This window comes from Micromonospora sp. NBC_00389 (genome assembly GCF_036059255.1).
Classification (GTDB): Bacteria; Actinomycetota; Actinomycetes; order Mycobacteriales; family Micromonosporaceae; genus Micromonospora.
On sequence record NZ_CP107947.1, the window covers coordinates 4169679 to 4185044 of the forward strand.

Consider the following 15366-nt stretch of genomic DNA (forward strand, 5'->3'; position numbering starts at 1 on the left):
AGCCTTCACCTGCGAACGCGCCGGGACCGGTAGTGCCCCGCCACCCGGATACGGTAATCAGCCCGAACACCCTGCTCAGCGGTGCCCGCCGGCGTCTAGCCTCACCTCGGCGGCCGGGTCAATCACTGTCGCGCAGCGAGCTGGCCGACGCCGTCAACGCCGCTCTTGATCGGCTCTACCCCGGCAGGGTCCTCACCGCGCACTACGTCGACGCTCGCTGGATCGGCAAGCTCGAACGTGGCGAGCACCGTTGGCCCAGCGAAGAGCGTCGCGCCGCTCTTCGCCACGTTCTCGGTGTCGCCAGCGACGGCCAACTCGACCTCTACAGCCCACGGCGTACCGACGTCACCACTACCGCCAAACGGGGCACTGAGCAGCCGATGCCGGGAAGCTGGGATGAGACGATCTATCAGCTGCGAGCCCAATGGCACCTGCTGGTCCAGAACGACAAGCTGTTCGGACCGCAGTACGCCCTGATCGGGGTCACGGCTCAGCTCAATCTGCTCGACCGGCTGCTCAACAACGTGCCATCGTCGTTTCGCCCCAGCCTCGTACGCCTCGCGGCCCAGTACGCCGAATCGGCAGCCTGGTTGAACCACTCGCTCAACGACGCCCCATCCGCCCAGCATTGGACCCGGAAGGCGCTCAACTGGGCAGATCAGATCGCTGATCCAACCATGACAGCGTGGGCGACGTACCGCAGCAGTCAGCACTGGCTTATCGCCTCAAAGCCGCACCGTGCTATCGAAGTAGCCGAAGCTGCGATGCTGCAGGACAAGAAGGTACCCAGCCCGGTGCGGGCGGCACTCCGCGTGCAGCATGCCCACGCGCTCGCCACAGTCGGCGAGCATCGCAAGGCCATGCAACTCCTGGACAACGCGCATGAGTGGGCTGCGGACCGTGGCCCAGGTAAGCCCGAAGGCGAGCACGCCTCCTACTGCACAAGCGGCTACATCGAGGTTCATCGAGGCACATGCCTGAGAATCGGGCGTCGGCCAGACGAGGCCATTGCGGTGCTCGACGCCGCGTTGCCGTCGATCCCATCGCTCCACCGCCAGGATTTCACTGCAGCCCTGCTGACCAAGGCCGCAGCCCATGTAGCGGCTGACCAGCCTGAGCAAGCCGCCGCCACGGCGCATATCGCCCTACCGATCGCTCGGCGAGCTGGATCGCGCCGGATCCTGCACCAACTCGGTCAGATCGGCTCCGCTGTTGACGAGCACCGCCACTTGGCGGACGTCCGTGCGTTCCTCGACGACCTTGTGGAGACTGCCTGATGGCGTCAGACCTCGAGCTGTCCGCGATGCGGCATGCCATCACCCTCTCCGCTCTTGGGCTGGGCACCACGAGCCCGAACCCGCCCGTCGGGTGCGTGATCTTGGATCAGCATGGAACGGTAGTTGGTGCGGGGTTTCACCGCCGCAAAGGAGAGCCGCACGCCGAAGCTCACGCTCTCAACGCGGCGGGAGGTGCGGCTCGCGGCGGTACGGCTATCGTCACGCTTGAACCATGCAACCACGTCGGAGTCACGCCGGCGTGTCGCCAGGAGCTGATCAACGCCGGTGTCTCTCGGGTGGTCATCGCCGTCATGGACCCAACGTCCCGCGGTGAAGGTGGCGCCTCGATGCTCGCCGCCGCAGGCGTCGAGGTCGAGACCGACGTGTTGCGCGACGAAGCCCTGACCGTCCTTGAGCCGTGGCTGACCGCGACCGTGCGCCGTAGGCCGTACCTGACTTGGGCGTTTGCAGCAGATGGCGGGCATCAATCGGCGGCGGAAGAACGGCTCCTGCTCGACCTTCGCGCGAACGCTGACCTCGTCATCGCGGGCAAGACCCTCGACGAGGGCATCCCAGGAGGCCACGCTAGCGCGCACTTCGCACTACCCGGCGATGCCGACATCGATGTCGGCCTCTGGCAGTGGCCGTCAGCCGCCTACGAAGCCGGCGTACGCAGCCTGCTTGTAGTCGGCCACGAGCACGGTGCCGCGTTGCGACCGCACCTGCACGCCGTCGACGAGCTCGTCGTCTCTGTGCCGCGAACTGACCCGTCTCAAGCGTTGGACGTGGTCCAATCCGACCTCATTCCGATTGGCTTCCGACTGGTCGAAGTCGCGGCTCACGCGGACTCGTTGACGTCCCGCATGCGACGCCTCAGCGTGTAGCGCGGAATAGGACTCGCATCTGGAGACTTGCTGATCATCGCGCAGTATTAACCGGCAGGCACAACAAGACACGTCACGCCGAGAGTTGCGTGTCCGCGTGCGGGTTCGTGTCCATTTAGGTCCTAGCAAGACGCGTAGGCGTGTGTCGCCTGCCAACTATGACGGCCTGAGTTGGCCGCACCAGGACGGCTGCAACTGGCTCCGCCGCGAGAACGATCGGGACTGTCCTCGACACGGTGAGTCTCCGCAGCAGACGGGCCCATGCCTTCGCCGGCCAACGCCGCCGTCCGTGCGAACTCATCCTAATCTGCCGAGTTGAGTGAGTCAGCCGGTCCGTCGGAACCCGAGGCGTTCGGCCCGATCGACGTGGTTTTGCCCATCCATCTGGTCGATCGCTACGCCGCCGGCGTTAGCAGGATTCGGTGGGTCCACTCCAGCAGTCGGGTCACGCGGAACGGGCCGCTCCAGCCGACCGAGGGCGCATTGTCCTCATACTCGACCGCCGACCAGCAGTCGTCGAACGCGACTGTGTACTCGCGGTTGCCTGGGAAAACGTTGGTGACGGTTCCCACGACAACTTCGCCCTCGGGGTACCGGCGGGTGATCGCGGCCCATTCCTCACCCGACCAGCGCGAGAAGCGGGTCCTACGACTGCGCATCCCGGCGTCCAACGGAAACAGCCGCACCTGGCCGGGCCGGTGTTGCAACACCTCAAAGAGTCCAGCCTTGCCGACCGCGGGCCAGTCGGTCGGGTCGTCCGGCAGGTGCAGGACGTCGACCCACCCCTGCGGCGGCCGACCAAGGTCTACCAGAACCCCTGCCCGTCCCGCACCCATCGGGACGGCACACACGGTGCCTCGCACCCGGTCGCCCACCGGGAAGGCGAAACGTGCCGCGAACAGCTCATCAACGTTCGTCATCAACCGGCAGTCCTCGGTTTACGGCGGGTACCCATTACCTGCGTTATCAATTGCCCCTGCCCTTCGTTGCAGATGCACTCAACTGCCGCTGACCGCGCCCCGCCAGCGTCCGCTCCTGCCGATGAGGCTTGATCCTCAATCCTTGGCCGTGCCCTGGTGGTGGTGACGCTCGGCGAGTTGCTTCAGGTTCAGTAGCTGACGTCGAGCCATGATCAGGTCGCCGACGGACAGCCCGAGGGCGGCCCAGCGGGTGGTCTGCATGACGACCTTGAGCAGCAAGCGCGTGTCGTGCTCCTGGGGCACGAGGACGTAGGACATGAAGGCGCCCATGATGGTGCCCGTCAGCTGTTTCCCCGGGTCGACCGAGACGATCCTGCCCAGCTCCCGCCCGCCAGCAGTAGTGAATCTCTCTCCGACTTGCGGCTCGGGAAGGCCTACGAGCTCTCGAGGTGAACGGCAGCCGAGGTTGTCGATCCAGTCATAGGAGTACGGCGCAAGCCGCACTTGTGCAACCCACGGCCACACCACCTCGGCAGACGCCTCGACGCGCACACCCCGCCACGCCTGCAGCGCGGGTGAGACGACGAAGTCGTCGCACGGATAGCAGCGCAATTTCTCGCTGTCGGTCACGCCCCACCGGTCACCGATCATGCACCCATCCTCCACCAACGCCCGGCATCCGGATCTGCCGCGAAGCGCGCGGTACTGGGGGCCAGGTCAAGCCGTCCTGGTGGGGCTAACGCTGGCCGTTGGGTGTCAGGGAGCAGGAGACGCTCGGGCCTATGGCTACGGGTGGTGCCGAAGGTTGTGAGGCGTCAGCACTCCCGCCGTCTGTGGTTCGGGTTGCAGTCGGGGAGGTGTTCGCTTGCGTCCGTCAGAGGCGGTGGAGGCCTTTTCTCAGCTGGTGGATGACTTTCCACTGTGCTTGGTCGGCGGTGGGTCGGGGGAAGCCGCCGTGCCGGAAGGCCCAATTCAGGTAGGCCACCAGAGGCATGGCGGCCTCGCCCACGAAGTGCGCGTCGGCGGATGCGTCGGGAAGGATGATGCCGTAGGGGCCACCGCCGCTGACGTTGTCCTTGTGGAAGTGGTCGGGCGCGACGGGCAGTAGGAATGGATCGTCCTGGTCTTCCTGCCACGCCTCGATCTCTTCCGCGAAGTACTCGCGGATGTCGCTGTCCGGGTAGCGGGAACCCGCCAACTCCAGCACGAGCGGGTCAGCCGCTGCGGAACTGGGCCACTGCGGGTGCGTTCCGACCAGCCACACGTCGCCCACGATGCGGATCCACGACGACAGCGCCATCGGAAGTGGGCCGAGACGCTGTTCCAGCCAGTGAAGGTGCTCTTCCGCCATGGAACCGGGTGGCGTGTATGGCTCCGTCGAAGTCTGGTCGTCGTTGTTCTCGTGGAATCGGTAACCCTGCTCGCGCAGTCGCGCGACCAGTGTCTCGATGTTGCTCCGGGCTCGGCGGGCCATCTCGTCGCATACCGCCTGCGCCTCCGAGGCGAAGGCTGGCTCACGGACGCCGCTGCCAAGCTGCCGCATCTCATGCCATACCCGATCTTGTTCCCCGGCGACGTAGCGTTTTACCCAGTCCAGGTGCTTACTCATCGCGATCATGGTGCCGCAGGTGATCTCTTGAAGCAACGGTCCGTGCGACACGGCGCGCTCAGTCTCGCGGGACCCATCCAGTCCGCCGATCGATGTTTGGTGGAGCCGCTGACGGTCGCGCAAGGGAGGAGTTCGTCCGGACTGCCTGGCATGGGAAGCGTTTGACGATCCGCGGTAACGAGCCCGGTAACGGAGGGGATCGCAACGGGCGGATGAGGCGGTGAGCCACGGCATGGAACGGCATGGAACGGCATTTGAGGGCGTCACTCTTGTCCGTTTCTAAGGATGTTTCAACCTATCCTGGCGTGGTGTGACGGAATCGCTGTAGAACTGGAGGTCAAGGGGTTGTTGGTTCGATTCCAGCCGTCCCGACAGACAAAAGGCCCCGAAGGTCGGCGACGTCGTCAAGATCACCCGGTTGAGTGACTGGCTCCACAAGATCGCGGCGATCCGCCGTAACGCGAACTCGCCGGAGACCCGACGACAGTGAGGATCCCAACTGGCGGGTAGTTGCGCCCGAGCATCGAAAAGCGAGATCATCACGCATGCTCGACCCCTCGCCCGAGGACGACGGGACTTCACCGACCGTTTCTACGCCGCATTTCGTGGGTCGTGATCGGGAGATGGCGGCGCTTCGGGTCGCCTTGGCCCGGCCACCGGCGATCGTGCTGGTAGAGGGCGAGGCGGGGATCGGGAAGAGCCGACTGCTGCGAGAGTGGTTGGCCGCGCCGGACCAGCGCACTGCCTTGGTCTCGGTGTGCCCACCGCTTCGCGATTCGCTGACGTTGGGGCCGATCGTCGACGCGTTCCGTGGGATCGACCGCCCGGTGTCGCGATTGCGGCTCACCGAGCTTGCGGGTGCGTTACGGCCCCTGTTCCCTGAATGGTCCTCGGACCTGCCGCCCGCATTGCAGCCCTTGGACGATGCGAAGGCGGCACGGCATCGCCTGTTCCGCGCCCTGGACGAGCTGCTGCGGGCTCTGCGTGTCGACGTTCTCGTGCTCGAGGACGCTCACTGGGCCGACGAGGTGACCTTGGAGTTCCTGCTGTTCGTCGCCTCCCGACAGCAATCGCACGGGCCGAGCCTCGTGATCTCCTATCGGCCGGAGGAGGTGGACGTCGGATCGCTGTTGCTGCGGCTGACGTCCCGGTTGCCTGCTGGCGTGACCCAGCTGAGGATCGCCCTGGCGCCGATGCGACCCAACGACACGGCAGCGCTGGTGTCCTCGATGCTGGACGGCAACCCGATATCGCAGGAGTTCACGACGTTCATGCACGAGCGGACCGGTGGCGTTCCTCTGGCGCTGGAGGAGTCGGTTCGCCTCATGTGCGACCGCGCCGACCTCGTCTTCCGCGACGGACAGTGGGTCCGGCTGAAGCTGCGCGAGCTACAGGTGCCGCCAACGGTGCGCGACTCCACCCGGGAGCGGGTGGGCCGTCTGTCGCCGACGGCGCAGCAGGTGTTGCGAGCCGCGGCTACGTTGGCTGAGCGGTCATCGGTGGCCACGATCGCGGTGACCGCCGGTCTGTCACCAGCTGCGTGTCGAGGCGCTATCGCGGAGGCGGCCAACGCCGGCGTCCTGGACGGAGACGACCGCGGCCAGTGGCGATTCCGGCATGTGCTCGCCGCCACGGCTGTCTACGAAGCGATCCCGTTGACCGACCGCAGACACTTCCACCTGCTGGCCGGCCGGGCCTTGGAGGACATCCATCCGCCGCCTGTCGCACGCCTTGCCCACCACTTCCGTGAGGCGGGCGAGACGCAGTCCTGGGCGCGGTACGCCGAGCAGGGTGCCGAGCTGGCGATGGCCTCGGGTGACCACACCAAGGCGGTCGACTTGCTGGTCGATCTGTTGTCGTGGGCCGTGTTGCCGCCGACGGATCGGGCACGAGTCGCGCGCATCGCCGGAGTTGCCGCACTGGGCCGTCGTGAACCGGTCGACGAGGTCTATCACCGCGTGATCCGTACCTTGCGTTCGGTGCTGGAGACACCCGGTCTCTCCGCGCGCCAGCAGGCCGAGATCCGCAACCCCCTGGGTCGGCTCCTGATCACCGGGGGTGAGGCGCAGGCCGCACTCAGCGAGCTCGAGCAAGCGGTGGTCAACCTCGACCATGAGCCGGTCGAGGCGGCTCGGGCAATGACCTATCTGGGATGGGCGTATGCGGGGCCGTGGCCGGCGTCGACCCATCGGCGTTGGCTGGATCGCGCCGCTGAGCTCACCGCCGAATTCGATTCTCCCGCAGAGCGGCTGAACCTGGCCGGCAACCGAGCTGCGGCGTTGCTCATGCTCGGCGAAGAGGAGGCCTGGGACGTCGTCGCCGGCCTGCCCATCGACGGCGCGACCTCGGTGGAGCGTCTCGACGTGGCCCGCATCCACGCAAATGTCGGGACCGGCGCACTGATCTGGGGTCGGTACGCCGACGCGGAAGAACACCTCGCCGTGGCCATGCGCCTTGCCGAGGCCGAGCAGGCGTCCCGGTTGCAGCACAACGTCCGACTCGAACAGGCCAACCTGGCGTGGCTCACCGGCCGGTGGGAGGGTCTCGCGGAGCGAAGCGCGGCACTCGCCGACGCCGACAGAGACCGGCCGGCGCACTACCTCGGCAGTATTCGCCTCGCGGCCCGGCTGGCAGCCGCAGCCGGACGGCGGCGCGCTGCGGAGGAGCAGTTCCGGCTGGTCCTCGAGGAGTCTGCCCGTCTCGGCGCAGCCGACGACACGATGGAGGCCGCCGCTGCGCTGGCCAGACTGTGGCTGACGGACGGAAACAGCGGCCGGGCGCTGCAGATCACGAACGAGCCGATGGACACCGTCCGGAGAAAAGGCATCTGGGTCTGGGCGACGGACCTCGTCCCCGCCCGGATCGAGGCGCACCTCGCCGCGGGCGACCTGAAGGCCGCGACACGCCTGGGCGACCAGTTCGCCAGAGGACTGCGTGGCCGTACGGCGCCTGCGCCTCGCGCCGCCCTCACCGTATGCCGCGCCCTGCTGGTCGCCGCAGCCGGAGACCACGCCCGCGCGGCGACGGCATACGACCGGGCGGCGCGCGCCTGGAGCGCGTTGCCGCGCCCCTACGACGCCATGCTCGCCCGCGAGCGTCAATCCGAGGCGCTCATAGCGCAAGGCCAGATCGAACAAGGTCGAGAGCTGCTGGCCGCACAGTACGAGCAACTGTTCAGGCTCGGAGCCCGCGGCGACGCAGACCGTGTCGCACAGCGGCTTCGCGAACACGGCGCCGAGGTTCCGCGACTGTGGCGCGGCGGCCGACGAGGGTACGGCGACCAACTCTCACCGCGCGAGCTCGACGTGGTCCAACTCGTTGTCGCCGGCAAGACGAACCGGGAGATCGGCCGGATCCTGGCCAAGTCGCCGGCCACGGTGGATCAACAGCTGCGTGCGGCGATGCGCAAGTTGAAGGTAACCTCCCGGACCGCGCTCGCGGTCAAGGCGGTAGAGGCCGGAGTGTTCGCAGAAGAGGACTCCCTCGACGACCCGTCGTGAAAATTGACGTATCCGCTGGATAGCGACGGCCACTCGTCCCCTCGAGCATGACTCCATGATTCATAGCCGTAGGGCAATGTATGCCTGAGCGACCAGTCGCGCGTGACGACGCCGCCATCGAGCACCCGCCACCACCCGAGCTGCCCTGCGAGGCGCGCGTCAGCGCCCCCGACGCCGACGGTGCCGACGGTGCCGATGACCACAAGAACCACGACCCCTATCAACCCCTGTAGGCCAAGGACTCATATGAGACTCAAAGCCCTCGCGGCTTCGCTGGCCGCAGTGGTCAGCTTGAGCTTGATCCAGCCGTCACCGGCGTCCGCCGCTGAGCCGGATCCTGGCGCTGCCGCCAACAAGATCGCGTCGAACCTGAAGGACCGCTTCCGCACGGAGCCGGCGTCCGACTTCTGGATCACGTTTGACACCAAAGCCGACCTCGGGCCGGCGAAGAAGATCACCGACTGGACCGCTCGTGGTCAGTTCGTCTACGACGCGCTGACCGCAGCGGCGAAGAACTCCCTGGCATCTGTCTCCACCGAACTCGACCGGGCAGGCGTCAAATACACCTCCTACCCGATCGCCAACACCGTGTTCGTCAAGGGGGGCACCGAAAAGCTCGCCCTCGACGTGGCCTCGAGGGTGCAGGTCGCCGAGATCTACGCGACGCCGCAGGTCGCGCTGGTCGAGCCCGTGGACAAGAAGATCCCAGCTGACCAGGCTGCCCGCCCCGCCGCCCCGAAGGCCGCCGCCGAGGATGGCACCGTCTCGTGGGGTCTGGACGCCATCCACGCCCCCCAGGCGTGGGCCATGGGCGCCACCGGTGCGGGCATCACCGTGTCCAACCTCGACTCGGGCGTCCAATTCGACCACCCCGCCCTGATGCACCAGTACCGCGGCACGAAGCCCGACGGCACCGTCGACCACAACTACAACTGGATGGCCACCCGGGGCACGTGCACTGGCGCACCGTGCGACGACAACGGACACGGCACGCACACCATGGGCACCATGGTCGGCGACGACGGCACCAACCACGTCGGCGTCGCGCCGGACGCGCAGTGGATCGCGGCAAACGGCTGCTGCGACAGCAGCGGCGTCGAAACGCTGCTCCAGTCCGGCTGGTGGCTGCTCGCCCCGACCGACGTGCATGGGAACAGCCCTGACCCGTCCAAGCGCCCGCACGTCATCAACAACTCGTGGGGTCAGACCGTCGAGCACAGCTTTGACGACTTCTTCCAGGCCATCGACGAGGCCTGGAGCGCCGCGGGCGTCTTCAGCGTCTGGTCATCGGGCAACACCACGCCGTACGCGGCCTGCGACACCGTCTCCTCGCCCGGCTCCGCCGAGAGTGCCTACTCCGTCGGCGCCTACTCATCGGACGGCACGCTCGCGTCGTTTTCCCGCAAGGGCGAGGGTGAAGGTGGCCGGATCAAGCCCGAGATCTCCGCTCCGGGCGTCGCTGTCCGTTCGTCCTACCCGAACAACAGCTACACCGAGATGTCCGGCACCTCGATGGCGGCCCCCCACGTGGCCGGCGCCGTCGCGGCGCTGTGGAGCTACGACCCGACCCTCATCGGGCAGGTCGAGGAGACCCGCCGCCTGCTCGGCGAGTCGGCCGTCGACGTCGACGACACCGAGTGCGGCGGCACCGCCGACGTCAACAACAAGTACGGCGAAGGCCGGCTCGACCTCGTCCGCCTGCTCGAGCTCGCGCCCCGGCAGGGCGGCACCCTCACCGGTGTCGTCACCGCCAACGGCGTCCCGGTCCCCGCCGCCGAGGTGACGATCAGCGGGCCGTTCAGCCGGTCGATCGGAACCGACAAGGACGGCCGGTTCACGACGAACCTCCCGGTCGGCGACTACCAGCTCAGCACGAAGGTCTTCGGCTACCTGACCGCGACCGCCAACGTCACGATCTCCCTCGGCCAGGACACCGCCGTCAAACTGCCGCTCACAGCCGCCGCTAGGCACGACATCAGCGGCAGGGTTGTCGACGACAAGAAACAGCCCGTCCCGAACGCCGACGTCTCCGTCAAGGACACGCCGCTGAAGCCGGTACGCACGGATGCCAACGGCGCGTTCACGATCGCCGCTGTCCCCGAGGGCGGGTACACGCTGGGCATCAAGCCCAACGCCTGCTTCTCGCCCACAACGGTCCCGCTGACCGTCGGCGCGCAGAACGAGTCGCGCGAGATCCCAGTCGGGCTCGTCGTCGACAAGGGCGGCTACAACTGCGCCGTCTCCGACGGCGAGTACCAGCGCGGCACCGACCCGGTCGCGTTCACCAGCGGCGTGTGGGCGACGGTGAAGCTGCCCTTCCCGATCGCGCTCTACAACGGCAGCCACGACACCCTCGGCATCAGCCTGCGCGGCGTGATCTCCCTGGACACCTCCACCGGACCCGGCAGCGGCGGTGCGGGCATCTTCCCGTTCTACGTCCAGACCCCGGTCGAGTTCGCCCCCGGCGGGGGAGTCTTCACGGCAGCCACCAAGGTCAACGGCGAGGACGCGTTCGTCGTCGAGTTCCGCAACGCCAAACTCTGGGCCTATCCGGACCGGTCGGAGTACACGGAGCCGGTCAGCTATTCGGCCACGCTCACCCGCTCCGGCACGGTGATCTTCGGGTACGGCGACGGCATCGGTACCAACGACCCGGTGACCGCCGGCGCGCACGCCATCACCGGCATACAGGGCTGGGCCGGCGTCGACGGCATCCGGTTCTCCGACAGCACCCCGGTGCTGCGCGACGGGATGATCGTCACCTACGACATGCCTGACTTCGGGTACCTCGACGCGACCGTCGTCGACCAGAACGACGGGCTGCCGGTGGCCGGGGCCAAGGTCTCCTTCACGAACAAGAATGGGCTCGTCGAGACCGTCACGACCAACGGGACGGGCATCGTGCATCGCCAGCTTCCGGTCGGCGACTACACCATGACGGTCGACGCGCCGAACTACACGACCGCGGCATACCCCTTCTCCCTCGACAAGCTCTACGCGAACGCCAAGATCGACGCGCGTCTGACCACGGGTGTCGCCGGCCTGAAGGCTGACGGCCTCGACACGCTGTTGGGCACCGACCAGAACGGTGTCGGCTCGCTGACGCTGGCCAACAACGGTTCCGCCCCACTCACGTACAACCTGGGCGAGGCCGCGCGCCACCCCGACCTTGACGCCGCCGGCGCCACCGGGCGCACCGGGAAGGGTGCGGACAGCACGATCGACCTCACCGCGTGGAAGGCCGGTGCGAGCGGCATGAAGCCGTCGAACGTCGACGGCAAGGCGGCGACGGCGAGCGCCGCGGAAGCACAGGCGGCTGGCAAGGTCGGCGCGACCTCCGGCGGTGAGGTCATCACCCGGATCGCCATCCCGGGCAAGATCGAAAACAAGGAGCCCTCCGGCATCGGGTACGACGGCGACGTCTGGGTCCACGACTACAACGCGCGGACCAACACCGCCTACACGGTGACGGGCAAGCCGACCGGGAAGGTCTTCGACGCGTCGTGGAACCCCGCGTACCGGGCGTTCGACATGGCGCTCGACACGAAGACCGGTGACATGTGCCAGATGGAGGACAGCCCGGCCAGCTACATCCACTGCTTCGACCGGGAGACCGGGAAGGAGACCCGGCAGATCAAGGGTGACTGGTCCACGCTGCAGCTGACCGGACTCGCCTACAACCCGACGGAGGACGTGTTCTACGTCGGCGGTCGAAGGAACGGCATGATCGGAACCGTCGCCGGGACGTCGCACGACAACGCGGGTGCGCTGCTGTCCTTCTGCGCCCCGCCGCTGCCCGAGGTGATGGGCCTGGCCTACAACCAGGCGTCCGACACCATCTGGTACACCGACCTCACCTCGAACAGGCCCACCCGCCTGCTGCAGGTGGACCCCGACGACTGCTCGCTGGTGAACGCGTGGTGGTTCCCCGGCCAGAAGGCGGGCCAGGGCGGCGGCCTCGAGACCGACTCGACCGGGGCGCTGTGGGCGGCGGACCAGGTCGCCGATGACGTCGTGCTGGTCGACGTCGAGGACGACCTGCTCACCGACCTGCCGTGGCTGTCGCTCTCCTCGACCGGCGGCACCCTTGCCCCGGGCGAGTCGACGACCGTCAAGGTCTCGATCTCCTCGAAGGACACCAAGCCAGGAGTCCTCGGTGCGAACATCGTGGTGAGGTCCGACTCCGGACGCCAGTCCAAGACCTACGTCCCGGTGACGCTCACGACCACGAAGTACCAGGTCGGCGTCAACGCCGGCGGCCCTTCGTTCACCGACGGCTCCGGCTACACCTGGTCCGGCGACCAGGCCGGCGGCAAGGGGGCGTGGGGCTACGAGGGGAAGACGGAGGTCGCCTCCACGAAGGCCGGGATCGAAGGCACGACGGACGACGCCCTGTTCCAGTCGCAGCGCACCACGCCGGACAAGCAGTTGTTCTACCGCTTTCCCGACGCGCCCAAGGGCACCTACGCGATCGATCTCGGGTTCGCCGAAATCGAGAAGGTGGCCAAGGGCAAGCGGGTGTTCGACGTCCTCGTGGACGGAACGCTGACGGAGTACGCGTACGACGCGGCCGCGGCCGTGGGGCCGAACGCCGCCGACTGGCGCACCGCCGTCGTGAAGCATGAGGGCGGTCCGCTGACCGTGGAGCTGCGGGGTTCGAAGGGCCTACGGGCCCCGACCATTGCCGCGCTGCGTGTGACGCTCGACCCGCGCGCAGACACGGCGGAGCCGGAGCCCCAGCCCGAGCAGCCGGAGCCGGGCCCCGTGCCGGTGGCCCCCGCCGGTCGCTCGTACTCGATGAAGGTGACCGACGGGCTCTACCGCCAGGGCACGGAGGAGTCCGGGTGGCACGGCGATGACCTCTGCGGCGTGCTGTGGTTCGACTCCAGCTTCCTGCAACCGTTCTACGACACGGCCTGGGACGGGGTGTGCGTGACGACGAACGGCACGCTGACCTTCGACCGCGCCAGCACGCTGGGGAACAACACCGCACTGCCGTCGCCCAGTCCGATCGACGCGATCTATCCGCTCTGGGACGACCTCATCGTCGACGACGAGGCAGGCATCTACTTCGGCACGACCGAGGTGGACGGGCTGGCGGCGCAGGTTATCGAATGGCGCAACGTCACCTTCTACAGCGACCGGACGGCTCGCGTGAGCTTCTCGGTCACCCTGATCGCGGACGGACGGGTCCAGATCGGATACGGCGACGGCGTCGGCGGCGACAACCCCCTCACCCGAGGGTCGTCGGCGACGGTGGGCCTGGAGAGCCTGAACCGCAACCCCGCGAGCCAGTACTCCTTCGACCAGCCCATCCTCAAGGCCGGCCTGGGGCTGGAGTACACCCTCCCGGCTGCGGGCACGATCGAGGGAACGGTCACCGACGCGAACGACCGCAAGCCGATCGCGGGCGCGATCGTCACGCTCAAGGGGCCGAGCGGTGAGCGGGTCATCACCGCCGACGAGAAGGGCCGGTGGAAGGCCCAGGCGCTGGTCGGCGAGAACACCGTGGAGGTGTCGGCGCCGAACTATGTCACCGCCAGTCACCCCGTGACCATCGCCAAGAAGGATCAGGCCGAGGTGGTCGACACGGCGTTGACCACGGGCGTCGCCACCGTCACCGGAGGTGACTTCGACTGGCTCCTCGACAAGGACCAGAAGGCGACCGCCGACGTGACCGTGACCAACACCGGCTCCGCCCCACTCGAGGTGCGGCTCAGTGAGCAGAAGCGCACCAGCGACGACGGGCACGAGGCCGCCGACCTTCCGTGGCTGACCCTCACGGGCGCGGCCGCGGCCGGCACGGTCAAGCTGGCGGCCGGCGAGTCCACCACGGTCACGGCGACGGCCGACAACGCGAACGTCGAGCCCGGCGTGCTCGTCGGGGACGTGCTCGTGGCGTCGAACGCCGGCAAGGGCGAAGCCCAGTTCAAGCCGGTCCGCCTGGCGACCTCGGCTTACTGGAAGGGCGTCGACGCTGGCGGGTCCGGGTACGTCGGTGCCGACGGCTTCGTCTGGTCGCCCGACCAGCAGCTCGGCTCGCGGCCGTGGGGCTACGTCGGCGGCAAGGCGCGTGCCACCAAGGCCGACATCGCCGGCACCGAGGACGACGCGCTGTTCCGCACCCAGCGGACCGGCGAGACGTTCAGCTACGTGTTCAAGAACGCCCCCGCCGGGACGTACCGGATCGGCCTCGACTTCGCGGAGATCGAGAAGGTCAAGGCCGGCAAGCGTGCCTTCGATGTTCTGGTCGACGGCAAGGTCGTGCTCTACGACCACGACGTGCAGGTGGGTGCGCTGACCGCGGACGTGAACACGGTCACCGTCGAGCACGCCGGTGGCGATCTGAAGGTCGAGCTTCGCCGCGAGATCGGCGAGAGCGACCCAATCCTCAACGCCCTGAAGGTCCAGCAGGACCCGCGCCTATGAGATAGCCAACCTATCCGCCAGCAGTGGGCAGAGCCTCCTCGGAAAGGATCACCGGGGAGGCTCTGCCCACGACTACCGAGTGTGCGGCTTCGGACCGTACTCGCGCACGTGGTGGCAAAGAATCCGAGTTCCTCGTCAGTGGCGACGCGCCAGACGACGAAGCGCGTTGCCCGCCACGCCAGAGCCCTTCGCCACCGTCGCCCGCGCCCTCGCCCCACCGCCGCCGGATAGCAGCAGTTGCTGTCCTGGCTGCGTCCTTCGGCCGGGTCGTGAAGGTTGGGGTGGAGGGCACCGGTGCCTACGGCGCTGGCCTGGCGAAGTGCTTGAGCGTGTCGGGCTCCATCGTGGTGGAGATCGACCGTCCGGACCGCAAGACTCGCCGGAGCAAAGGCAAGTCCGACCGATGCCCTCGCCGCCGCCCGCGGCCCTGTCCGGGCAGGCCGCTGGTGTCCCGAAGATCCGGACCGGTCGAGGCGATCCGTGCCCTGCGGGTGGCCCGTCGAGGAGCGGTTAAGGCCCGGATCGCCGCCCTCAACCAGCTGCACGGTCGCAGCGCCAGCGTCATCACGCTCTCGCCGTACTCGGCCAGTCGCGTTGTCGCGGCCACCGGGTCGACGCCTCCTTGCGCCGCGCTGACCATTGCGTCGATCCACGCGGGCGCCTCTTCCGGTGTCGCCACCGATGTTGACTGGGACAGGCGGCGCTTGGTCGTCGCGTCGACCCACCGAACCCGCGCCCGGCGGGGAT

General features: G+C 67.8%; 8 protein-coding genes. 5 read left to right on the top strand and 3 right to left on the bottom strand.

From position 1 onward, the window contains the following. The first annotated feature begins 32 nt into the window (after positions 1–32). Together OG470_RS19830 and ribD are read left to right on the top strand one after the other, a co-directional pair. A complete protein-coding gene (locus OG470_RS19830) occupies positions 33–1277 on the top strand; it encodes a hypothetical protein (protein WP_328414329.1) in 1245 nt (414 codons plus the stop codon). Then, on the top strand, positions 1277–2161 hold the full coding sequence (gene ribD / locus OG470_RS19835) for a bifunctional diaminohydroxyphosphoribosylaminopyrimidine deaminase/5-amino-6-(5-phosphoribosylamino)uracil reductase RibD (RefSeq protein WP_328414332.1): 885 nt from the start codon (positions 1277–1279) through the stop codon (positions 2159–2161). The genes OG470_RS19830 and ribD overlap by 1 nt, the downstream gene beginning before the upstream one ends. Before the next feature lie 395 nt (positions 2162–2556). On the opposite strand, the gene OG470_RS19840 is transcribed toward ribD, so the two are convergent. The 3 genes from OG470_RS19840 to OG470_RS19850 all read right to left on the bottom strand — a co-directional run bounded on the left by OG470_RS19840 (position 2557) and on the right by OG470_RS19850 (position 4690). Next, positions 2557–2997 (bottom strand): hypothetical protein, encoded by a 441-nt coding sequence (locus tag OG470_RS19840; RefSeq protein ID WP_328414334.1) that lies wholly within the window; start codon positions 2995–2997, stop codon positions 2557–2559. Positions 2998–3216: 219 nt separating this feature from the next. Then, positions 3217–3732, bottom strand: a complete 516-nt coding sequence (locus tag OG470_RS19845) for a polyketide cyclase (protein WP_328414336.1) — start codon at positions 3730–3732, stop codon at positions 3217–3219. A 223-nt stretch (positions 3733–3955) separates the two neighbouring features. Beyond that, positions 3956–4690 (bottom strand): hypothetical protein, encoded by a 735-nt coding sequence (locus OG470_RS19850; protein WP_328414338.1) that lies wholly within the window; start codon positions 4688–4690, stop codon positions 3956–3958. A gap of 545 nt (positions 4691–5235) precedes the next feature. Here OG470_RS19850 and OG470_RS19855 point away from each other — a divergent pair. From OG470_RS19855 to OG470_RS19865, 3 genes are all read left to right on the top strand, one after another. Next, positions 5236–8190: an ATP-binding protein gene (locus tag OG470_RS19855; protein ID WP_328414340.1), complete on the top strand. Its 2955-nt coding sequence runs from the start codon at positions 5236–5238 to the stop codon at positions 8188–8190. Between the two features lie 80 nt (positions 8191–8270). Next, positions 8271–8423 carry a hypothetical protein gene (locus tag OG470_RS19860; RefSeq protein ID WP_328414342.1) on the top strand — a complete coding sequence of 51 codons (153 nt, stop codon included), beginning with the start codon at positions 8271–8273 and terminating at the stop codon, positions 8421–8423. A 13-nt stretch (positions 8424–8436) separates the two neighbouring features. Further along, a complete protein-coding gene (locus OG470_RS19865) occupies positions 8437–14619 on the top strand; it encodes a S8 family serine peptidase (RefSeq protein WP_328414344.1) in 6183 nt (2060 codons plus the stop codon). Positions 14620–15366 lie beyond the last annotated feature (747 nt).